We start from the raw sequence: 22,984 nt of genomic DNA on the forward strand, positions 1-22,984 counted from the left end.
TCCTGCCCCCTGAAGTCCGAGTGCTTCCCCGATCTGGCGCGCGCCGCCCGAGCCGGCGGTGCACCGGTCGTGCGTCTCCTCCGCGCAGCAGCCACGAGCCTCGACACGGCAAGGCTTTCCGCCGTCACAGCCTCCCCCGCAGCGGCGGAGGAATTCGGCCGCCGGCTCGCCGCCACCCACGCCTTCTGCCCCGAGGGGTCGAGGGTGTTCGGCCAGGCGCCCGCCGATCTTGTCAACGCCGACGGCTCCGCGAGCGACGGCGTCATGGGCGCAGCCGCCCTACCCCTCGTCGGACCCGGCCTCTCCCGCCGCTTCGGCGAGTTCTATGCGCAAGACAGGCTCCTGCCCTACCTCGCTGACGCCCGACGAAACGGATCCATCGGCGCAGAAGGCACGGCCGTCCTCGAACGTTTGGCGGAACGCCTGAACGACGGCGAATTCGACGCGCCGCAGCCCGCGTCCGTCGGCGCGGACGCGGCCCTCCTCCACGGCGACCTGTGGGCGGGAAACGTCATGTGGGCCTCGCGCGAATCGGCGGAACTCGCGGCCGAAGGGCTCGCCGCCGCGGAGGAAGCCGCCGAAGGCTATGGCATCGCGGAAAAGACGGGCAGCGCGAGGAACCGCCGGGACGACGTCGTCGGCGTCCTCATCGACCCCGCCTGCCACGGCGGGCACGCCGAATCCGACCTCGCGCAGCTGACGGTGTTCGGCGCGCCCTTCGTCGACCGCATCTACTCGGCCTACAACGAAGCCTCGCCCCTTGCCGACGGATGGCGCGAGCGCGTAGGCCTGCATCGGCTCCACATCCTCATCGTCCACGCCGCGCTGTTCGGCGGCGGCTACGGGCGGCAAACCGTCGACGAAGCGCGGCGATACATCTGAGCGCCGCCCCGCGCCCGACTGCGCAAACGAATGCAGCACGCCGGCTCGACGGTCGCACGCATGCCGACTCGCTGTCCACACGGCCAACCACCCGCCGTTGATACACCGACTCACTGTCCATACGGCCAACCGCCCGCCATCCACACGGCCAACCGCCCGCCATCCACACGGCCAACCACCCGCCATCCACACGGGCAACCGCCCGCCGTCCACACGCCGCCCCGCCATCCGTGGGAGAATGACGCCATGATTACGCTCGGGCCCTTGGACGGCCGTTACCGCGAAACCGTTGCCCCGCTCACCGCCTTCCTCTCCGAGGCCGCGCTCAACCGCGCCAGAATCGCCGTCGAGGTGGAATGGCTCATCTTCCTTTCGCAGAACGAGGTGTTCCCGGGAGCCCCCGTCGTCTCCGAGGCCGACGTCGCCTACCTGCGGGCGATCCCCCAAAAGTTCGGCGAAGCGGAGATAGCCGAGCACGCCGCCATCGAGGCCGAGACGAAGCACGACGTCAAGGCCGTGGAATATCTCATCAAACGCCGGATGGAGGCGGCGCCCGACGTCGTCGGGCCGAACACCGCCCTTCCCAGCCTGACCGAAATGGTCCATGCTCTGTGCACCTCCGAGGACGTCAACAACCTCGCCTACGCCCTGTGCATCAAGGGCGCGGTGACCGACGTGTGGTTCCCCGCCGCGCTCAAACTCCACGACGCCCTCGCCGAACTCGCGCACGCGCACGCGAATCTGCCCATGCTCTCGCGCACGCACGGGCAGACGGCCACGCCCACCACCGTCGGCAAGGAAATGGCCGTCTTCGCCCACCGCCTGAGCCGCCAGCTCCGCAGAATCGCGAGCGCCGACTACCTGGGCAAGATCAACGGCGCCACCGGAACCTTCGGCGCGCACGTCGCCGCCCTGCCCGACGCCGACTGGCCCGCCCTCTCGCGAGCCTTCGTCGAAGGCCTCGGCCTCGTGTGGAACCCGCTGACCACCCAGATCGAGCCGCACGACTGGCAGGCGGACCTCTTCTCCGACGTCGTCCACGCGAACCGCATCGCCCACAACCTCGCCACCGACATGTGGACGTACATCTCGCTCGACTACTTCCACCAAAACCTGGCCGCCCAGGGCACAACCGGCTCCTCGACGATGCCGCACAAGGTCAATCCCATCCGCTTCGAAAACGCCGAGGCGAACCTCGAGGTCTCCTCGGCGCTGTTCGAGACGCTCGCCGCCTCGCGGCTTCAGCGCGACCTCACCGATTCGACGACGCAGCGCAACATCGGCGTCGCCTTCGGGCACTCGCTGCTGGCTCTCGACAACCTCGTGCGCGGGCTCGCCGGCGTGGACCCCAACCCGCAAAGGCTCGCCGAGGACCTCGACGCCTCGTGGGAGGGTCTGGGCGAGCCGATCCAGCAGGCCATGCGCGCGGCCGGACTCGGCGGCGCCACCGGAATGGGCAACCCCTACGAACGCTTGAAGGAGCTGACGCGGGGGCGCAAGGTCACGGCCGAAGACATGCGCGAAGCGATCGCCTCATTGGGCATGCCCGACGACGTCGCGGCGCGCCTGGCGGCGCTGACCCCTGCGGGTTACACCGGGCTGGCCGCTCGGCTGGTCGGATTCCTCGACGGCGCCGCGTACTTCAGCGGCGCGGGGCACTTCGCCGGCGCCACACAGCCACAGCCCGGCGACGCCGCTCACCCCGACGGCGCCGCACAGCCCAATGACGAGGCCTTGGAGCGCACGGAGCCGACCGAGCATGCGGAGGCCGCTCGCGAATGAACCGTCGAGCGTCCAGAGCCGATCAGATGAGCGAAGGGCGCTGAGCCCGAGGGCCACGTCAACGCGCAGCCCCGAGCCCGCCCGCCTCCGTCAACACGGGAGTCAGATCACATGCAAACCGCAGCCGCTTCCCAGACTCGGCTGTCAAACTATTGGAGGCCTTTCGCTTCCCGAGCCGGCTCATGCGGCGAGTGATGCGAGCGAGGCCGAACGTATCGAACGAGTACCGCGCAACCGTCGGATCGAACCAACGTGCAATCGCGCCGGCAAAGCGTGCTGAGTCGATAGAGTGGAAAGAAACGTAGAGAGAACAAGGAGACCTCGTGCCTCGATTCCTTGCCGCCGCGTCGTCGGCCGATCCTCAGGCGCTCTCAGGCATCGCCGGATGGGCCGTAGACATTATGAACGACCTCGGCGGATTCGGCGCCGCGTCCCTCATCGCGCTGGAGAATCTGTTCCCGCCGCTCCCCTCGGAAGTGATCCTTCCGTTGGCGGGCTTCACGGCGGGCACCGGAAACGCCAGCTTCACGCTGCTCGGGGCGATCCTGTGGTGCACCGCTGGATCGGTGGTCGGCGCGTGGGCGCTCTACGGCGTCGGCGCTCTGCTCGGCAGGGAGCGAACGCGCAAGCTCATGGGCAAACTCCCGCTGGTCAAAACCTCGGACATCGAGAAAACCGAGGCGTTCTTCGACCGGAGGGGAACCTGGACGGTCCTTTTCGGCCGAATGATCCCGATCTTCCGCTCCCTCATCTCGATTCCGGCGGGCGTGACGCGCATGAACTTCTGGAAATTCACCGCCCTGACCACGGCGGGGTCCGCTGTGTGGAACACGATCCTCATCTGGGCCGGCCACGCCCTCGGCTCGAATTGGACGAAGGTGGAAGGCTACGTCGGGATACTGACGAAGGTCACGATAGTCGTCTGCCTGCTCGGCGGCGCCCTGTGGGTTGCGCTGCGCGTCCGCTCCAATAAGCGCAAGCGCGAGGCCGTTCCCGCCGAAAACTGAGAGGCGCCGACGCCGAAAGGCACAGCCGCGGGCGACGAACGCCGCAGCCGCCGGCAAGCAAAGGGCGGCGCCGCCGAAAAGCACAAGGCCGGCAGGGCCTCCCACCCCGCCCAAAGCCTGGACGCTCGGCACGCGGGATCCTCCGCTCCCGATAGAGTGAAGGCGTCAATCGGACGGAGGCTGTTCCCGTGGACGAAAACTACGAAGACTGTCGGATCGACGTCGGCTACCGAATGGCGATAGCCCCCTGGCGCGCACGTTCCTACATCGAAGGCGGCAAAGAAGACTTCTGCGGTTTCGCGATCGACGCCGCCCAGGTGAGCGGCATGAAGGAAGTCGGCGACTTCATCGACCTGTTCTGCGGGGCCATAGCGCCCGCGCAGTTCTCCCCTTCCGAGCCGATACACATACTCGAAGTGCCCACCAATCCGTTCGTGCAAGCGTCTCGCGCAGTGGGGGCCCTCCACCCTGACGCGCTCCTCGGCGGAATCTCCGAGATCTCGCCGTACGACGGCTCGGGGACCGCCAGCGGCGGCGGCTTTTCCACCGATCTTCTGTGGATAGAGCCCACGCGCCTGACCGCCGGCGCGGAGCTGTGGCGCTACTACCCCGGCAATCCCTCTCCCGAACTGTGCGGGATCTACTGCGGGACGGCCCTGGGATGGCGAAACATGCGCACGGGCAAGTTCGTCGCCTCCGCCCCCAGCGACCTCATCGGCCCCGTCGTCAAGAGGGATTGGGCGCAGCTTCCCGTCGACGTCGAGATCGAGAAAGGCGAACCCGTGGCCGCGACGATGGTCGCACCCGTGGACCCTCAGCAAGAAGAGGGTTTCAAGCCCGTGTCGAGCGGCATGTGGGTCAAGCGGATCGAGCTCTCCGAGGACGACGCCGTCTACGAAAACCAGAGGTACGCGACGATCAACCGCGTCCAGTCGCGCCTCGTGCGCTTCATGCGAGGCCAGAGCGGCGAAAAGAGAGTGCTCGCGGTCGCGCGCGCAATCGACGCAAACTATGCAGAAAGCCAGGGCTTTGCGCGGCTCGAACCCGGCGTCTTCGCGTGTTTCCCCACGGTCGAGGAGGTGGCGCCGATACACGTGGACCGGCGGGCGGCCCCGTTCTCGTGGAACACGGCCGGCAAGCCCACGGTGACCCGCAAACGCAAGAAGGAGCGCAGCAACTACGACGTCGCCGAGCTCCTGGAGGAGACGGCACTGCTTGTGACCGGCATGGCGCCGCCGAAATGGGAAAGATGCGACTTGGTGGTGCAACTCGTGGGACGAAAGGCGAAGGGCGAAGGGCACTTCGTCATCGACGCAGAGAAGGACGAAAGGCAGTTCGTCGATTCGCTCCCCGTGGCGATCCTCAAGTACCTCGCGCAGATCAAAGTGCTCCACGCCCTGCAAGGGCAAGGCGCCCCGCTCGCCTACGCCCTCAGCGTCTTCCGGGGCGACCTCAAAAACTCCGAGATGATCCCCTTCCCCGACGAACACCCGCCCCTGCTCGAGCACATCGCGCCCGAGGACTGGCAGGAGGAACTCGAATATTTCCCGCGCGACGAAGAGCCCGAATGGGCTCGTCGCCTCATGGACCGGTGACGATCGGACGAGCCGAACCGAGCCCCTCAATCGAAGACGCCGAACGGCGAACCTCGACGGGGCCGGCGAAACCCTGAAAATCAAGAACATCAACCCGACGAGCGAAGGAACCCAATGAGCGTCGTTTACCAGCTGGCCGTCACCCCCTGGCAGGCCACCAGGTACCTTTCCGAGGGGACGGAGGATTTCTGCGGATTCGCCGTCGACGCGGCAAGAGTCGAGGACGTGCGCGACGCCGACGGCCTGCGCGAGCTTCTCCTGTGCAAAACGAACGAGGCGAACTTCCCGGCCGACGAGCCGCTGCACATCCTCAAGGCGCCCATCGGCCCGTTCGTCCACACCCGGCGCGCGGTCGGCCCACTGCACCCGGACGCCTTTCTGGGCGGCGTCACGGAGGACTCCCCCTACGATCCGTCGGGCGTCGTCAGCGCAGGCGGCGCGACGGCGGAACTTCTGTGGATAGAGCCGGGGCGCCTGACCCCCGGCTCCGAACTGTGGCGCTTCCACCCAGGAGACCCGAACCCGGAGCTTGCGGCCGTCTACCACGGCGTCGCCTGGGGGTGGGAAAACGCTCAGACGGGAGAGTTCGTCGCGGCCAAACCGAGCAAACTCATGGGGCCCGTGGTCAAGCACGACTGGGGAACCGTCGCCGTCGACGTCGAAACCGACGGAGGGAAGCCGACCGCCGTCACCCTCGTCAGCCCCCAAAAACCGCCCGAAAGCGGGTTCGAGAGGCTGTCGACGGGTCTGTGGGCCAAGCGCGTCGAGTACCACGAGGGGCTGAACATCCACGAAAACTACCTGTCGGCTCTGGCCCGCGGGGTGCCCGTCCGGGTGACCCGCCTCGCGAACTCCCCGAACGGGGTGGAAGCCCTCGGATTCGCCCTCCTTATCGACGCGCCCTACGCGATCGGCAACAGGGTGCTCCGCATCTCCCCCGGAGCTTTCTTCTGCGTCATGCCGATGGACGAAATGGAAAAGACCGTCGCGAGGGAAGGCAGGCCCGAAACCTGGGAGGTTTCGACGTTCCCCGCGGTCACGACGCTGTCGGTTCGGGAGCGGTCGAACTACGACGTCGACTCCCTCCTCAAGGACGTCTACGCGCTCATCGAGAACGTCGCGCCCGAAGGATGGCGCACGTGCACCCTCATCGTTCAGATAGTCGGCGGGCAGTTCCGCTACGGAGGCAACTTCTTCATCCCGGCTTCCGCCTCGCCTTCCGGGGCCGCTCCGTCTTCCGGAGGCGGCTCACCCTCGCAAGCCGCCTCATCTTCCGGGGCCGGTTCCGAAGCCGCCTCGTCCGAGGATCGGAGCGCGAACGCCGGCGACGGCGCCCGCCAGGGGCCGGAAATCCGGCAAGCGCACAGCGGCAGGCCCCGACGCCCCGTCTACGGCGGCGTCGTCGAAGAGATCTCCCTGCTTCCCAGCGCCGTCCTCGAATACCTGGGGCAGATCAAGAAGCTCGCGGCCACCCCCGAACGCGGCGCGCCGCTTGCCTTCACCTTGCAGGCAAGCGCATCGGGCGAGACGAAGCTGAACGTCACGTACGAGGAGACGCCCCCGCTCGTCGAATCCATCACCCCTCAGGCCTGGGCGGCCGAGATGGAGGCGTTTCCGCGCCCGAACCCGCCCGAATGGGCGTCGAGGCTCGCTGACCCCGGCGACGACGGCCTGTGAAACACTCGCCCCTCAGGCACTCGCCGCAGTCGGCCGCTCAGACAACCGCCGCTGCCGCCCCTCAGACGCCCGCAGCGGCCCCTTCTGAAACGCCGTCTCTGAAATACCGAGAGGGTCACGTGCGTTGAAGCATGTGTCGGCGCATGGAGCGCCGCGAGCAAAGGAGTGAACAGACATGACATTCGACCGCACCATTGAGCTTGGCGTCACAGGCATGACTTGCGAGCACTGCGTTTCACACGTGACCGAGGAGCTCAAAGCCCTCCCCGACGTCGTCAACGTTTCGGTGACCCTCGCAAAGGGCGGAACGTCCAAGGTTCTCGTGTACACGAACGCCGACATCCCCGACGCCGCGCTCAAGGAAGCGGTCGACGAGGCAGGCGGATACGAGGTCAAGTCGATCGTTCGCTGACGCTGCTGAAACAACACACGCTCGGGAGAGGAGGGACGTCGCCACGACGCCAACCGCAAATCGAGCGCGGTCCGAGGAAGCCGACATGCTGCGATCCAAGAACGCCGCCGGGCAACGGTCCGGTCGCGCCGACAGCGCTCAGCCGCGGAGCGTCGATCGAACGCGGCCCCGACACGCGGATCCCACCCAACCCGGAGCAAATCCAATGCAAGGAGCAAATCCAATGCAACCCGACCCAAATCCGGCGCGATCCAGCGCAGATCCGGCGCAGCCGCAGACCGAGGTCGAACTGGCCGTCACCGGGATGACCTGCGCCTCGTGCGTGGCGCGCGTGGAGAAAAAGCTCAACAAGATCCCCGGAGTCACGGCGATCGTCAACCTCGCCACCGAGAAGGCCCACGTCGAGTGGGCGGACGCGGCCGGCCCTTCCGACGCCGAGCTCGTCGGCACGGTTGAGAAAGCAGGCTACGGCGCCACCGTTCTGCGGAGAATCACAACGGACGACGCCGGAGAACGCACCGTCCAGGCAAGCGAGGCGGCCCGAGGGGCTGAGGAGGCCGCAGCACGCGCGGCCTCGGCTCGCGTGGCGGACCTTCGACGTCGATTCTGGGCGGCCCTCGTCCTCTCCACGCCGATCGTCGCTGTGTCGATGGCCCCCGCCTGGCAGTTTTCGGGCTGGCAGTGGGCCGTCGGCGCGCTTTCCATCCCCGTCGCCTTCTGGTGCGGCTGGCCTTTCCTGAAAGCGGCCTGGCGGGCCGGGCGGCACGGCTCGACGACAATGGACACGCTCGTCGCCCTGGGCATCCTCGCGTCGATGGGGTGGAGCGCGTGGGCCCTCCTGTGGGGCGGGGCCGGAAGGATCGGCTACACCATGTCCATGACCGGCATCCACGGGCTCGGCCACTCGGGAACGCCGCATCTGTACTTCGAGTCGGCGGCCTTCATCGTGACGTTCCTCCTCCTCGGCCGCTGGCTGGAGTCGCGCTCGCGCCGAAGCGCGGGCGACGCCCTTCGCTCCCTCCTCGACCTCGCGCCGGCCGAGGCAACTCGGGTGCGCCGGGAAGGCGGCGACATCGTCGAGGAGACGATCGACGCCGCGGAGCTGAAAGTCGGCGACGAATTCCTCGTTCGCCCCGGAGAGACGGTGGCAGCCGACGGATTGGTCGTGGAAGGCGAGTCGGCCGTCGACGCCTCCCTCCTGACGGGGGAGTCCATTCCCGTGGACGTCGGCCCCGGCAGCAAGCTGACAGGCGGCGCCGTCAACACCTTCGGAGCCCTGACCGTGCGGGCGGCGCGAGTCGGCGAGGAGACGACTCTCGCCAGAATGGGCAGGCTGCTCACCGAGGCGCAGACGGGGAAGGCGCCCGTGCAGCGCCTGGCCGACAAGGTCTCGGCCGTCTTCGTCCCCGCCGTCATGGCGATCGCCGGCATCGCCTTCGCAACGAGGCTCGCCCTGGGCAATCCGCTCGAAATGGCGCTGGCGAGCGCGATCACCGTGCTGGTCGTCGCCTGCCCGTGCGCCCTGGGTCTGGCGACCCCCACGGCCCTGCTCGTCGGCTCAGGCCGCGCCTCGCGCCTCGGCATCCTCGTCAAAGGCCCGGAAACCCTCGAATCGGCCCACGGGGTCGAGACGATCGTCCTCGACAAGACCGGGACGCTGACCGCCGGCGCGATGTCCGTTTCGGCCGTCCGGCCCGCCGAGGGCGTCGGCGAGCGCGAGCTCGTGGCCGCGGCGGCCGGCGTCGAGCGCGGATCCGAGCACCCGATTGCCAAGGCGATCGTGGCGCTGGCGCACGAACGCGGGATCGAGCCGGAAGCCGTCGAATCGGTTGCGGCTCGGGCCGGAAACGGGGTGGAGGGGCGCCTCGACGGCCGCAGAATCGCCGCCGGAACGGCACGCTGGCTGGCCGAGGCAGGCGTCGAAGGCGCATCGGGCCTCAGCGGCGAGCCGGGCGCATCCGTCGTCGGCGTAGCGCTCGAAGGACGGCTGCTGGGCGCGTTCGACGTTCGCGACGCCGTCCGCCCGGAAAGCGCCGCGGCCGTGGCCGAGCTGAAGTCCCTCGGACTGCGCCCGGTCCTTGCGACCGGCGACAACGAGGCTGCCGCGGCGGCCGTGGCCGCCGAGGTCGGCATCGACGACGTGCGCGCCGGGATCCTTCCAGAAGGCAAGGTCGGGATCGTCGAGGAGCTGCGGGCGGCCGGGCAGAAGGTCGCCATGGTCGGCGACGGGGTGAACGACGCAGCGGCCCTGGCCGGCGCAGATCTGTCCATAGCCATGGGGTCTGGCGCCGACGTCGCGAAGGAAGCGGCCGATATCACAATCGTGAATTCGGACATTCGCTCCATCGGCGCAGCCATCCGCATCTCAGCGCAAACCCTGCGAATCATCAAGGAAAACTTGGCCTGGGCCTTCGGATACAACGTCGTGGCAATCCCCGTGGCCGTCGCCGGTTTCATCGTACCCGGCATCGCGGCGGCGGCGATGGCGAGCTCGTCCGTCATCGTGGTGGCGAACTCTCTGCGTCTGCGACGGGCCTAGATTCCCCGGTTTACCGGGCATTCTTGCCCCGCTCTCCTGACACGTGAGAGCGGGGCGCGTCTATTTTGCTCCCAAGATAGAAAGAATCAGGGGAAAGGTCTCCGAAATCTCATCTGCGGGACGCCCCCTCAGGAATCGCGAAATATCAACGAAAAGCAGTAACATGGGGAGTGTTGCCCATGCGGCCTCCCCCCCTGGGGGGAGGCCTAGGGAAACATGCATTGATAAGTTAGTTTCTAATTAAACATGCCACCTACCAACCACGCGCTTACCTAACGGACTAAGTATGGCTTCGACCGAAGGAGTCATTATGGCCCATTCATCACGCAAACCGATGGGCACACGGACCTTGATAGCGGGGGTGATCATCACCCTCGTCACCGCGCTGACCGCGTTCATCACGCCATCGAACGCAGACGTCAACGCGGCCATTGCCATATCCTCACCAACGCTCACCCGCACAGACGCCAACGGCGATCCGCTCACCGCCGCCGAAGCGTCGCATCCCATGCTCGTCGGCGACCACGCATCGCTGGCTTTCGCCTGGGACGCCGCCAAAGCGAACATCGCTCCCGGACAGTCCTTGAAGGTCGGCATCCCGGCCTCCTTCCGCACGCTGGAGCCCGGATCCCAAGCCGACCTCACGGTCGACGTCGCCGGGAGGCAGACAGCGATCGGCCAGTGCAAACTCGGGCGCAACGAGGTCGACTGCGTCTTCGACAAAACGGTCGACTCCTTGAAAGCCCGGGGATACGCCGCGCCCAAGGGCAAGGTCAGCCTGCGACTGACGGCGCTTGCCCCCACGGCCTCGCCGGCCGCTTTCACGATCAACGGGGGCCAGTACAAGCTGCCCATTCCCGGCGGCCCCGTGCGCGAGCGTTCCAAAGGCTACAACCCGCACACCTTCGCGAAAGTCACCCCCGCGTTGACCTCCGAGAGCAAATCGGTGTTCTGGACCGTGAGCTTCGGGGCGGACTACGTCGCCGAGCGGCTGAGGGAAACCGGGCAGCACATGCGGCTGGACGGGGCCACGCGTTCGACGGTGACGATCACGGACACGATCGGACCCGGCCAGAAGTTCGCCGACCCCTCGAAGTGGGCGCTCTACCACCGGGGATCGGCGGGAGACAAAGAAGTTCGGGACGTTCGGGTCACCGGAGGCTCTGGAACGGACTACACCGCCGCCTACGGCGACTTCGACATGTCCGTTTCGATCAACGGCTCCACCGCCACGGTTTCCATAACCGGCCCGTGGCGCGGGCAGACGAACTACGGCATCGCCTACCCCACCGTGCCCGACAAGGGGCGCATCACGCCGAACTTCGCCTACGTCAACACCGCCGGGCTCGGCAAGACCAAGATCGTCAAGGCCGCCGCCGCGAAGTACGCAGACCCCTTCGCCTCCAGCGGACTAGTCGACGCACAGCACGGGTCGTTCACCGTCACGTCGCGCGCAACGGGCCCCCACGCCGAGGCGATTCCGCGGCGCGTCGCCTTCCCGGTGACGGCTCGTTACGAGCTTCCCGCGGGAACCAAGGCCTCCGACTATCCGAGCTGGAATCCGCCGGGGACCCTGGCTGCGGACAAGCGCACCGGCACGTTTTCGCTGGCCGCCGGCATCGGCCAGAAGGTCGACGCCGGATCGAAGTTCCCCGCGGGAACCAAGATCACGGTCACACAGGATTCCTCCGCCGCCCTTGGCGCACCCGAGGGAGTGCGGTGGGGAGACTCCTCCTACACCGTCGACGGCGAGAAGGGGAACTCCTTCGTCGTCAAGGCGAACACGGTCCACGGCGTCGCCATATCGACCGAGGTTCTCAGCCTGCCTTCGGACGTGAAGCCCACGCCGACGCCGAGCCCGAGCACCCCTGCGCCAAAGCCGAGCCCAAGCTCGCCCACGCCCAGCCCGAGCGCCTCTGCCCCAGAGCCGAGCCCAAGCTCGCCGACGCCGACACCGAGCGCCTCTGCGCCGACGCCGAGCCCGAGCGCGACTTCGCTGGCCTCTGACCCGGCGACGCCGCCCGAGCCCACGCCCACAACGCCCTCGTCTCACCCCACCCCGTCTCCGACGGAAACCACGCCCTCGAAACCAACCGAAACGCCCAAGCCGTCGAGCGAGCCAACCGGAACCACGGAACCGAGCCCCTCGCCGACGTCGACGGCCTCCCCCACGGAGGAGCCCTCGCCGACTCCGAGCGAGAGCCCGACGGCCAGCCCTTCGCAGAGTGCGAGCCCCTCCGAAAGCGCCGAGCCTTCGCCGACGGACACCCCGAGCGCGAAGGCCTCGCCGAGCGCTGCGCCGTCGTCCCCGAGCGGCGTCGTGCCGCCCATCTCGCCCTCGGCGCCCACGGCGACGCCGAGCCCGACGGATTCCCAGTCCCCGAGCGGCGACCCGGGAGCGGCCAACCCCAACGGCGGCGAGCCTTCCGGCAAGGGGAAGCCCCGCGCCAGGCGTCCGGGTTCGAGCATCAACTCGCCGATAGTCGGCGCTCCGGTCGCCCTGCCCTCAGTGGCGCGCGCCACTGAGGAACGGCCCCTCATCAAAACCGGCTTGGACATGGGAACGGGCGTCGTCTTCTCCGTCTCCCTGAGCCTGGTGGGGACGGGCCTCGTCATCCGCCGCTACTTCTCGTGAGGTCACGGACCTGACGGACAGGCCCCCGCTCCAAGCCGCCGTATCGTGGCCGAGCGGGGTCCACGCGAGCGGATCCGCGGGGCCCGCCGACGCCGGTCTCCCTTCTCGCGACGGGCGGGCCGACTCGGAAAGGCCGATGCCGTGCATGAACGAAGGTCGCCCCTCTCGCGACGGGGCGGGCCCCTCCTCATTGGGGGCCCGCTTTGCCGCGAGAGGGGCCCGTTTTCATCCGAGCCCGCCGCTCATCGCACGGCGAACGAAGGACGACGAGAGGCGACGTCGGCCGTGGGGCCGCTCCGCGGCGGGCGGCAGCGCGGTTGCCTCTCACCGCAAGGCGAACGTGACGCGGACGGGAGGCCCCGAAAGGCTGGGGAGCAAGAACCTCGGGCGAGTTTCGCCAATTGGCCTAACTCGCAATCCATTGCCTTAGAATTCACATGTGGACGATAATCTGACGAATACGACTCCGCGGCGGCCGGTGTTGCTCGTTGACGAAGAAACGCGGTGGCTGAGACGTCCGAGAGATCTGGTGTCGGCAGTCATCACACTGCTGGCGATCGTCGGCGTAATGGTCGTCACAGTCTACGGTTCCTCCACGGCCCTGGCCGTCATACGCGACGTCCGCACAGCCACGAGCGGCATCATCACGTCGATCCTGTTCATGCCCGTCAACGCCCTGGAAGGCCTCATCGGCTTTTTCCTGCCGGCCGCGTTGGTCATCGACATGGCCTGGCACCGCCGATGGCGCACGCTCGCAACGGGCGCCCTGGCTGTGGCCAGCGCCGCCGCCTTCACCTACGGCCTCCTGTGGCTGTTCAGCCGCTACTTCCCGCTCTCGCCCATCACCGGCCAGCTTTCCGACTCCCTCGTCGAGCAGACCTATTTCAAGCTCATCCCGTACGTCGCCGTCGTGTCGGCGATACTCACGGTGGCCGGGTCCGGCAAGCGCGCGAAGACGACGAGGTGGGGCTGGCCGCTGCTCTCCCTCGTTCTCGTCCTCTCGGTGCTCCAGGGCAATCAAACCCTTCCCGGGGCCCTCATCACCGCGCTTCTCGGCGTGCTGTGCGGCCTCCTCCTCGACCGCGCGACGGGCGCAGACCTGGTCAAACTCGTCAGGCGCGCCGGCGTGGACGCCCAGCTGGTGGTCCGCATCGACAAACTCCCCGACGACGCCGCCCTCGCCGCATGGCTCGCCCCCGCATACGGCGACCTCGGCCACATCGACCGGTACGGCATCGACCAAATCCATCGCATACTGCAGAAGGCGGGCGAATCCTTCGAAGGCGCCCCGCCGAAGCCCAAAGGGTCGGAAGCCGCCTCCCCGGAGTCCGAGCAGCAGGCCGACGATCCCCAAGGAGCCAACGGTCCCCGCCGGGCCGACGGTCCGCAGCGGGCCGACGATCGGCTCGAATCCAAAGGGAACCGCCAGGCTCCGGAGCCCGCGCCGACCTTCGGCCCTATCAGCCGCTCGGCGAAGGCCGCGTCGCAGCATCTCAGGCCGGCCGACGACGTCGACCCCATCGCCCTGCGAAACGAGCTCCTGGCCTCCTACCACCCGCCCTTGAGCGAGGAGGCCTCCCGCAACTACATCGTCGTCGATTCCTCTGGAAATCCGCATCACGCCTCCTTCTTCGACGCCGACCAACAGATCGTCGGAGTGCTGCAATCCTCATGGCAGCGGCTCGTGCTGACCACCACGGCCCGCCAGGCGGAGAAAACGATCGACGGGGCGATGGACCGCTTCGCGCTCATGGAATTGGCGAGCGCCTCCGCCGGGCTCGCCCCCGACCGCGGCCTGGCTGTGGCGGGTTCAGACAGCTCGAAGGTCGTCATCCTCGAAGTCGACGGCTCCACCGCCCTGAGCGAAGTCGAACCGAATGGGATTCCCGACGAGGCGCTCGACGACGTGTGGGACATCCTCCAAGACGCCCATCGCCGCGGCTTCTCCCACGGAGACGTGCGGGCGGGCGTCACGGCGCTCAAGGGCGGGCGCGCCCAGCTGCTGCACTGGGAGAACGGCCGCCTTGCGGCCTCCGAGATGGAGCGCCGCATCGACATGGCGCAGGCGATGGCCATGATGGCGGGGACCGTCGGCGTCGAACGCGCCATCGCCTCGGCAAGCCGATGCCTGCCGCGCGACCAGATTGTCTCGCTCGCCCCGATCCTGCAAAAGGCCATCGTCCCCTCCGAGACGATGGCGAAGTTCACCGAAAAGAAGCAGCTGGAACGGCTGCGCGACCGCCTCACCGAGCAGGTCCCCGAGGTCGCGGAAGTGACGCCAACCCAGCTCTACCGGTTCTCCGTGAAAACGGTCGTCACCGTTTCCCTGGGCCTCGTGGCGGTTTACATCCTGGTCGTGTCGGTCAACTTCAACGAACTTCGCTCCACCCTCGCCAACGCCAACCCCCTGTGGATGCTCTTCGCCTTCGTCGCGGGCCTGTTCACCTACATCGGGGCGGCCATGACCTTGCGCGCCTACACGTCCGAGCCGTTGAACGCCAAGGACGCCGTCATGGTGCAGGTGGCCGCCTCGCTCGTGACCCTCGTGGCGCCGGCCGGCATCGGCCCGGCCGCCCTCAACCTACGCTTCCTCCAAAAACGCAGGGTCTCCACGCCAGTGGCCGTCGCGACGGTCACCCTCGTTCAGCTCGCGCAGTTCGTCACCACGATCATCCTGCTCATCGGGATCAGCCTCGCCACCGGCAAGATCGGCTCCCTGTCCATGCCCTCCGGCGCGGTCATGGTCGCGATCGCCATCGGCGTGCTTGCGGTCGCCGCCCTCTTCCTCGTCAAACCCCTGCGCAGATGGGCAGCGAAGAAGATCCGCCCGACGATTGACCAGGTATGGCCTCGCCTCGTGTGGCTCGCGACCCACCCCAGCAGGATCGCCTACGGATTCGCGGGGTCCACCGTCCAGACGATCGCCTTCGTCGCCTGCTTCGGCGGCTCTCTCGCCGCCTTCGGATACAGCCTTCCGATCGTCACCTTGGCCTTGGCCTACCTCCTGTCGAACTCGCTGGGCTCCGTCGTCCCGTCCCCCGGCGGCATCGGCCCCGTTGAAACCGCGCTGACCACGGGCCTGACCGTGGCCGGGGTTCCGACGTCGATCGCCGTCTCCACCGCCGTGCTCTACCGCCTCCTCACTTTCTGGGGTCGCGTGCCGTTGGGGTGGCTGGCGCTGCGGACGATCACCAAACGCGGGGTCATCTAGAGTGCGGTCGCCCACGCTGAGGCAAGCCGCACATATGCGAGTTTTCCGCGCGATTTAGACGGTTTGCGGGAATCTCGACGGGAAACGGAAGCTGTTTGTGGTAGAAGTACCCGCCACATTCCTAGGTTCTTACACTTCCGAAGTGTTATCGTGAGGAGAAAAGAATCGTTGCAGGCCATCAGGTAGCGGTCCGCCGAGTTCTCGGCTGCCTCTCACCCATGCGAGAACCTGGACGCAACGACGAACACAGACGAAACAAAGGAAAAGCTCGTGACACAATCGCATTCGCGCTCAAAGCGGGTACTTCCCCGCCACATCATCGCCACTCTCGCCATCTCGGGAGCCAGCGTGGCCGGCATGGCCGCGCCGAGCTTCGCTGAAGAGCCGACCCAGCCCTCCGACGGCACGACGACGGCCGCTCCCGGCGCCAACGGAACCGCGGGGGCGGCCGTGGACACTGCCCTCGCCCAGGCCAAGCTGGCAAATCTGCCGCAGGGCAACGGCGACGCTCCGCGCGACGGAGACGATAAGAGGACCCCGGGCGACGACGGCGGCCAAGCCGGCGACCAAAACGGCGGCAACGGCAACGGCGGCCAGGGAGACAACGGCAACGGCGGCGGGGACGCCACGCCCGACCCCACTCCGACGACCGAGACGCCGTCGCCCACCCCGTCCGCCCCTTCGGAGGATCCGACGTCGCCGAGCCCGACCGATCCCTCCGGTCAGCCCTCGTCGGGCGGCCCCTCGGCGCAGGACCCGAAGAATCAGGGCGACCCCTCTCAGCCGGGCGCCGGCAGCCCGAGTGACAACAAGGTTCCCGGGCTCAACACCGGCACACCGCAGAAGACCGGCGCCGAGAACGGCGGCGATCACGGCGTGGCGCCCAACCAGCAGGATCCCGGAGCTTCGGTTCCCGTCGTCCCGTCGCCCCGCACAGGCTCGGGCCAGAAGGGAGGCGTCTCTGGCGCTCAGCTTCCGCGCACGGGCGCTTCGGTCACAACCCTCGCCGCCGTCGCGGTCGCCGCAGCCGGAACCGGCGGAGTTCTCGTGGCACGCCGTCGCAGGGCATACTGACCCTGCCGATTCGGCTTTGGCTGGATCATCCTTCTCAACAAACTGAAGTGGTTGGGGGCGAAACTCAGTTTCGCCCCCAACCACTTCAGTTTGCCAAAGGACCGTAGTTCGCCAAAGGACTTTAGTTTGTCAGAGGGCTCTGGGATTCACCGGACACCCGACGTTCGTCCGAGTCTTTTCCGCACCCGCGCATGCACTCGCTGTGCCCACATGCGCTTCCCAACTCCCACACCACCCCCTTTCTGCATGAAACCGCCTTTCCGCATGAAACGCCGTCCCATGCAGGGCGCGCCGGGGCCTGGCGACGCGGCCCTCGTTCCCGCAGGAAACACGCTCGCGTGAGGCGCAACGCGACGAAACAGCGCAGTCAATGGTTAGACTTCCGTTGTGACCAGCCCAGAAGAAACCTCGCCCGAATCGCTGGATCCGATCGCGGAGCCCGGTCCGGAGGCAGCGCCAGGCGCCGAACCTGAGTCCGACCTCCACCAAACCGGCTCCGGCCGAGAAACGCAGCCCGACCTCCAAACGCGCTCCGATCCAGCCGCCGAGCCCAATCCCGAGCCGCATGAACCGGAGGCGGAATCGGACGCAGAAGCGGCTGCCAGCCCCGAATCGCAGGCGTCGCAGCAACCGGTCGGGCCTTCCAAAGACGGAGCTTCCGCCGCAGCGGCCGCCCCCTCGAGGGCAGTTGCCCACATTCTCGCCTGGTCGATAGCCGCAGTCTCGGCCTTCGCCTACATCCTCTACTCGCAGCTGCAGTGGAGGACTTTTTCGACGCCGTCGTGGGATCTGGGAATCTTCACCGAGCTCGCCAAGCAGTACTCCCAATTCGACGCGCCGACGGTAGACATCAAGGGACCCGAATTCAATCTGCTCGGAGACCACTTCCACCCGCTGCTCGTTCTGCTGGGCCCCGTATACAAGCTGTTCCCCTCGGGGTTGGCCCTGCTCGTCCTCCAAGACCTGCTGTTCGCACTCAGCTCGGTTCCGATAACGCTTTTGGCGGTCAAACGGCTGGGGAGGAGCCTCGGGGCGATCGTCGGAATCGGCTACGCCATGAGCTGGGGTCTGTGGAGCGCGGTCGAATCGCAGTTCCACGAAATAGCCTTCGCGGTCCCGCTGCTTGCCTACGGGCTCGCCCGATGGCTCGACACGAAAGGCAACTCGCGGTCGGCGCTCGTCGCCGTCGGGCTACTCGTCTTCGTCAAGGAGGACCTCGGCCTGACGGCGTGCGCCGTCGGCCTTGTCTTTCTGTGGCAGGCGTGGGGCGCGGCGTCCCGCGCCGACAACAGGTTCGCGCTTCGCTCGCGCGCGTCCCTGAAGAAGGCGCTCTCCTCCCCCCAGGGCAAGGCCGGCGTCCGCCTTGCCGCGTGGGGCCTCGCGTGGACTCTTCTGGCGATACTCGTCATCCTCCCGATCTTCAACCCCGAGGGCGGATGGGAGTATACGAACAGGCTGGCGCAAAACGACGCCGTCGCATCGAATTTCCTCCTCCGTTTCTTCCTTCCGGCGACGAAGTATGCGACGCTCCTGCTTCTGGCCCTTGCGGCGGGGCTGATAGGGCTCGTGAGCCCTTACGTCTGGATCATGCTGCCCACGCTCTTTTGGCGCTTCGCCGGAAACGTCGAGCACTACTGGGGCTGGCACTGGCACTACTCGGCCATCCTGATGCCGATCGCCGCGATCGCCCTGATCGACGCGTGCTCGCGATGGCGCGGCACGTACAGGGCGCGCTTGGCGGCGGTCTGCGTCGCGCTCGCATCGAACGTCGGCGTCGCGTGGTTCGGCCCGATCGGGCAACTCGTCGACGGGCGCACGCCTTTTTCTGTCACGGAAGAGCAGGCCCGGGCCGGAAGGGACGCCGTCGAGGCCCTGGGCACGGGGCACAACGTCGTCGCCAACCTGCCCATGCTGGCCTACAACGTGCCAGGCAACCGCGTCTATTGGGAGGGCACGTACGGCAAGGCGAAGATCGACGCCGTCATCTTCGCCCCGTCGAATTCCACCGGAGGGCTGCCCGCAGACGTCTGGGCGGCGCAGAAGTTCGGCGGCAGGTGGAAGCTCGTCTACTCACGCCTGAACTATCAGGCGGCCGTGCGGCAATGAGGGCAGGGGCTGCCTGTGCGTGAGCGAAATCGGGTCGGCGGGCTCGCGCGGCGGCTGACCGGGCCGTACGCCGCCGTTTTCGCGGGAGGCTGCGCCGGAACCGCGCTGCGCGCCTGGATAGGTGAGCTCCTTCCCGGCGGGGCGCAGGCATGGGCGTCGGCGATTCCGTGGGCGACTCTCACCGTGAACCTCGCCGGCGCATTCTTGCTCGGGCTCCTCGCGGGCCTTCTCGCACGCCGTTTCCCGCGCGCGGACCCCCGGGTGCGCCTGCTTCTGGGCACCGGCTTTCTGGGCTCGTTCACGACCTACGGCACATTCGCAGCCGAGGTTGAGGCGGCGACGACGGCGCGGGCAACGGCCTACGCCGCGGGATCGATCGTCTGCGGCCTGCTGTGCGCGTGGGCCGGTCTTGCCCTCGGGGCGCGCGGCGGGCGAGGAGGCGCAAGGCAAAGGAGCGCCGAGCGGCGCGGCCGGCTGGCAGACGAGTCGGAGCCGGAGGCGAGCCCATGATTGCGGTCGCTCTTGCCGGAGGCCTCGGCGCGGTGTGCCGCGCCGGCCTCGACGGCCTGGTCCGCCGACGGCACCCGGAATTTCCTTGGGGAACCTTCGCCGTCAACGTCCTAGGCTGCTTCCTCTTGGGCGCGGCGACGTCGGCCTTCTCCGCGATGGACCCGAGAGCCCTGCGGGCGGTCACAACCGGCTTTTTCGGGGGATTCACAACCTTTTCCACGGCCATGCTCGACGCCGTCGAACTTGCCCGCGCAGGGCGGAGGCTCGCATCCGCGGGGTTGGTTCTCGGAACTGCGGGCTCGGGCCTGCTCGCTTTTCTGGGCGGAACGGCGTTCGCCTCGATCTTCTGAACGGCGTCCGCCTCGATCTTACAAGGCTCAAGGCAAAGGCCCGCGAGCCGACCGCTGCGTCCACGACAGAAGCCGAGCGTCCGCGACAGAAGCCGAGCGTCGGCGCTCCGAGCCGCGTCCGCAAACCAGACCGGGGGCGCGCCCCCGAATCGAGCGTTCGACGTCGAAGGTCCGCATTTTGAGACGCAGGCGGTTCTTGGGACGGACCTCCCTAGCCCCAAAGAGAGCTCCGTGGTTCAATTGGGCCATGAACGAACGCGCAGGTACTCCGGCCCGCGATCAGGACCTCATCGACGTCGATGCCCTGATCTCCGCTTATTACGATATCGAACCAGACCCCGCCGATCCCCTCCAGGCGGTCGTCTTCGGAACCTCCGGCCATAGGGGCTCGAGCTTTGACGGAGCCTTCAACGAAGCCCACATTGCCGCAACGACGCAGGCGATCGTCGAATACCGCAAAGCCCAGGGCTATGACGGCCCCCTTTTCATCGGCCGCGACACCCACGGCCTGTCTGCCCCCGCGGAGCGCACCGCCATCGAGGTGCTCGTCGCCAACGACGTCGACGTCCGCGTCGACTCCCGGGGATCGTGGACGCCCACGCCGTCCGTGTCGCTCGCCATTTTGCGCGCGAACGGTGCGGGGACGGCCGCGGGCGTGCGCCAGACCGGATCGGGCCTGGCCGACGGAATCGTCATCACGCCTTCCCACAACCCCCCGCGCGACGGCGGTTTCAAGTACAACCCTCCCACCGGCGGACCCGCGGACACCGACGCGACGAAGGTCATCGCGGCGCGGGCCAATGAGCTTCTGCGCGAGGGCTGGAAGAAGATTGCCCGGGTCCCCTACGAGCGGGCCAAGGGCAGCGTGCACGGGTACGAGTACCTCGACCAGTACATCGACGCCCTCGCCGCGATGATCGACTTCGGCGCAATTCGCAAGGCGGGCGTGCGCATCGGGGCTGACCCCATGGGCGGGGCCTCGGCCGAGTACTGGGGGGCGATCGGCGAGCGCTACGGCCTCGACCTGACCGTAGTCAACCCCGTCGTCGACCCGAAGTGGCCGTTCATGACGCTCGACTGGGACGGAAAGATCCGCATGGACTGCTCCTCCCCCCACGCCATGGCCTCCCTGCGGGCGAGGATGACGCCGGGCCCGGACGGCAAGACGCCCTTCGACGTCGCCACGGGCAACGACGCCGACTCGGACCGCCACGGAATCGTCACCCCCGACGGCGGCCTCATGAACCCCAACCACTATCTGGCCGTGGCCATCGAGTATCTCTTCACGCATCGCCCCGGCTGGCGCGAGGGCACGGCTGTGGGCAAGACGCTCGTCTCCAGCTCGCTCATCGACCGGGTCGTCGCGGGAATCGGGAAGAAGCTCATCGAAGTCCCGGTCGGCTTCAAATGGTTCGTTCCCGGCCTGTTGACGGGCGACGTCGGATTCGGCGGGGAGGAGAGCGCGGGCGGCTCTTTCCTGCGCACGGACGGCACGGTGTGGACGACGGACAAGGACGGGCTGATCATGGACCTGCTCGCCTCGGAGATCATCGCCGTGACCGGGAAGTCGCCGTCGCAGCTGCACGCCGAGCAGGCCGAACGCTACGGCGACTCGGCTTTCGCACGCGTGGACGCGCCAGCGACCAAGGCGCAGAAGGCCCGTTTGGCCGAGCTTTCCCCCGAGGACGTCACTGCTTCCGAGCTGGCCGGCGAGCCGATCACGGCGAAACTTGTGCGGGCGCCCGGAAACGGCGCCCCGATCGGCGGCCTCAAGGTCACGACCGAGAGCTCGTGGTTCGCGGCCCGCCCGTCGGGAACCGAAGACGTGTACAAGATCTACGCTGAGTCCTTTAAGGGGGCCGAGCATCTGGCCGAGGTCCAGGAGGCGGCCAAGGCGGTCGTCTCGGCTGCGCTCGGCGCATAAATCGGCCGCTGTGGCGCGCTCCGAGTTCCACTCGGGGCGCGCCTGGCGTATTTTTATGGGTGGACGATTTCACGGGCGGGAAGCGGACGCCCGCGGATCGAAACCTCAATCCGCAGAACAAGGCTTTCAGCCCCGATCGCGGCTTTCGAAGGAAAAGCGCAGCGAGCGGCGACGTCGGCCGTGACACACGAAGGAGCAAACATGGCGATTCCAACCCCGGCCAAGGCGGTGGCGGACATCGGCGTCACCGGCATGGCGGTGATGGGTTCGAACCTGGCGCGCAACCTGGCCCGCAACGGCTTCAAGGTGGCCATTCACAATCGCAGCGCGGCCAAAACGGAGAAGGTCGTCAAGGAGCACGGAGACGAGGGCGAGTTCTTCCCCGCCGAATCCATGGCCGATTTCGTGAACGCGCTGTCTGCCCCGCGCGTTGCGATCATCATGGTCAAGGCCGGGCCCGCCACCGACGCCGTCATCGACGAGCTGGCGTCCCTCATGGATCCCGGTGACATCATCGTCGATTGCGGCAACTCCAATTGGCGCGACACCGTGCGCCGCGAGGCCGCCATTCGCGAGCGCGGGCTGCACTTTGTGGGCTCGGGCGTTTCCGGCGGCGAGGAGGGCGCCCTCAACGGGCCGTCCATCATGCCCGGCGGCACGCCGGAGTCGTACCGCCGGCTCGGCCCGATGTTCGAGAAGATCTCCGCCCACGTCGACGGCGTTCCCTGCTGCACGCACGTCGGCCCCGACGGCGCCGGCCACTTCGTGAAGATGGTCCACAACGGCATCGAGTACGCCGACATGCAGCTCATCGCCGAAGCCTACGATCTCATGCGCAAGGCCCTCGGAATGTCCGCAGCCGAGATCGGCAAGGTGTTCGAAGAGTGGAACAGGGGCGAGCTGGATTCCTACCTCATCGAGATCACCGCCGACGTGCTCCAGCACGTCGATCCGAAGACGGGCAAGGCCTTCGTCGACGTCGTCCTTGACCGTGCCTCCCAGAAGGGAACCGGCGCGTGGACGGTTCAGAATGCGGCCGAGGTCGGCGTTCCCACCACCGGGATCGCCGAGGCGACCTTCGCGCGCTCCCTTTCCGGCTCGGTGCCGGAGCGGCAGGCGGGCCGGGGGCTTCCCGCGGGGACCGAGGACGTTTCCTTCGCCGACCCTGCGGCTTTCATCGAGGACGTCCGACGGGCGCTCTACGCCTCGAAGATGGTCGCCTACTCCCAGGGATTCGAGCTCATACGCAAGGCTTCCGAGGAGAACGGCTGGAACGTTGA

Annotated in this window: 14 protein-coding genes and 1 pseudogene; all 15 read left to right on the forward strand. The window is 67.6% G+C overall.

The annotated features are described in order from the left end of the window. Positions 1-882, forward strand: an 882-nt coding sequence (locus ACO48X_RS00630) for a fructosamine kinase family protein (protein ID WP_484999543.1), incomplete at its 5' end; no start/stop codon positions are given. 246 nt (positions 883-1,128) lie between these two features. After that, complete coding sequence (gene purB / locus ACO48X_RS00635) at positions 1,129-2,664, forward strand: adenylosuccinate lyase (protein WP_484999545.1); 1,536 nt, start codon at positions 1,129-1,131, stop codon at positions 2,662-2,664. Positions 2,665-2,987: 323 nt separating this feature from the next. Further along, positions 2,988-3,671 carry a DedA family protein gene (locus ACO48X_RS00640; RefSeq protein ID WP_484999547.1) on the forward strand — a complete coding sequence of 228 codons (684 nt, stop codon included), beginning with the start codon at positions 2,988-2,990 and terminating at the stop codon, positions 3,669-3,671. 188 nt (positions 3,672-3,859) lie between these two features. Next, on the forward strand, positions 3,860-5,266 hold the full coding sequence (locus tag ACO48X_RS00645) for a hypothetical protein (protein ID WP_484999549.1): 1,407 nt from the start codon (positions 3,860-3,862) through the stop codon (positions 5,264-5,266). A 114-nt stretch (positions 5,267-5,380) separates the two neighbouring features. Further along, on the forward strand, positions 5,381-6,943 hold the full coding sequence (locus ACO48X_RS00650; protein WP_484999551.1) for a hypothetical protein: 1,563 nt from the start codon (positions 5,381-5,383) through the stop codon (positions 6,941-6,943). A 175-nt stretch (positions 6,944-7,118) separates the two neighbouring features. Further along, complete coding sequence (locus ACO48X_RS00655) at positions 7,119-7,355, forward strand: heavy-metal-associated domain-containing protein (RefSeq protein WP_484999553.1); 237 nt, start codon at positions 7,119-7,121, stop codon at positions 7,353-7,355. Between the two features lie 223 nt (positions 7,356-7,578). Continuing rightward, positions 7,579-9,894 carry a heavy metal translocating P-type ATPase gene (locus ACO48X_RS00660; protein WP_484999555.1) on the forward strand — a complete coding sequence of 772 codons (2,316 nt, stop codon included), beginning with the start codon at positions 7,579-7,581 and terminating at the stop codon, positions 9,892-9,894. Between the two features lie 310 nt (positions 9,895-10,204). Beyond that, complete coding sequence (locus ACO48X_RS00665) at positions 10,205-12,529, forward strand: DUF7926 domain-containing protein (RefSeq protein ID WP_484999557.1); 2,325 nt, start codon at positions 10,205-10,207, stop codon at positions 12,527-12,529. A gap of 529 nt (positions 12,530-13,058) precedes the next feature. Next, a complete protein-coding gene (locus ACO48X_RS00670) occupies positions 13,059-15,740 on the forward strand; it encodes a lysylphosphatidylglycerol synthase transmembrane domain-containing protein (RefSeq protein ID WP_484999559.1) in 2,682 nt (893 codons plus the stop codon). 270 nt (positions 15,741-16,010) lie between these two features. Further along, complete coding sequence (locus ACO48X_RS00675) at positions 16,011-16,814, forward strand: LPXTG cell wall anchor domain-containing protein (protein WP_484999561.1); 804 nt, start codon at positions 16,011-16,013, stop codon at positions 16,812-16,814. Positions 16,815-17,201: 387 nt separating this feature from the next. Then, entirely contained in the window at positions 17,202-18,920 is a 1,719-nt protein-coding gene (locus ACO48X_RS00680) for a DUF2079 domain-containing protein (RefSeq protein WP_484999563.1), read from the forward strand. A 15-nt stretch (positions 18,921-18,935) separates the two neighbouring features. Then, positions 18,936-19,430: a fluoride efflux transporter FluC gene (locus ACO48X_RS00685; RefSeq protein WP_484999565.1), complete on the forward strand. Its 495-nt coding sequence runs from the start codon at positions 18,936-18,938 to the stop codon at positions 19,428-19,430. Next, positions 19,427-19,780, forward strand: a complete 354-nt coding sequence (locus tag ACO48X_RS00690) for a fluoride efflux transporter FluC (RefSeq protein ID WP_484999567.1) — start codon at positions 19,427-19,429, stop codon at positions 19,778-19,780. Before ACO48X_RS00685 ends, ACO48X_RS00690 begins: the two co-directional genes overlap by 4 nt. 247 nt (positions 19,781-20,027) lie before the next feature. Next, positions 20,028-21,704 carry a phosphoglucomutase (alpha-D-glucose-1,6-bisphosphate-dependent) gene (gene pgm, locus ACO48X_RS00695; RefSeq protein ID WP_484999569.1) on the forward strand — a complete coding sequence of 559 codons (1,677 nt, stop codon included), beginning with the start codon at positions 20,028-20,030 and terminating at the stop codon, positions 21,702-21,704. Between the two features lie 201 nt (positions 21,705-21,905). Further along, a pseudogene (gene gndA, locus ACO48X_RS00700) lies at positions 21,906-22,984 on the forward strand (NADP-dependent phosphogluconate dehydrogenase); the annotation flags it as partial.

This window comes from Peptidiphaga sp., assembly GCF_057238965.1.

Excerpts from the sequence above, each read along its gene's own strand:
- ACO48X_RS00655 (WP_484999553.1), top strand. The coding sequence starts at position 7,119 with ATGACATTCGACCGCACCATTGAGCTTGGCGTCACAGGCATGACTTGC.
- ACO48X_RS00665 (WP_484999557.1), top strand. The coding sequence starts at position 10,205 with ATGGCCCATTCATCACGCAAACCGATGGGCACACGGACCTTGATAGCG.
- ACO48X_RS00650 (WP_484999551.1), top strand. The coding sequence starts at position 5,381 with ATGAGCGTCGTTTACCAGCTGGCCGTCACCCCCTGGCAGGCCACCAGG.
- ACO48X_RS00690 (WP_484999567.1), top strand. The coding sequence starts at position 19,427 with ATGATTGCGGTCGCTCTTGCCGGAGGCCTCGGCGCGGTGTGCCGCGCC.
- ACO48X_RS00660 (WP_484999555.1), top strand. The coding sequence starts at position 7,579 with ATGCAACCCGACCCAAATCCGGCGCGATCCAGCGCAGATCCGGCGCAG.
- purB (WP_484999545.1), top strand. The coding sequence starts at position 1,129 with ATGATTACGCTCGGGCCCTTGGACGGCCGTTACCGCGAAACCGTTGCC.
- pgm (WP_484999569.1), top strand. The coding sequence starts at position 20,028 with ATGAACGAACGCGCAGGTACTCCGGCCCGCGATCAGGACCTCATCGAC.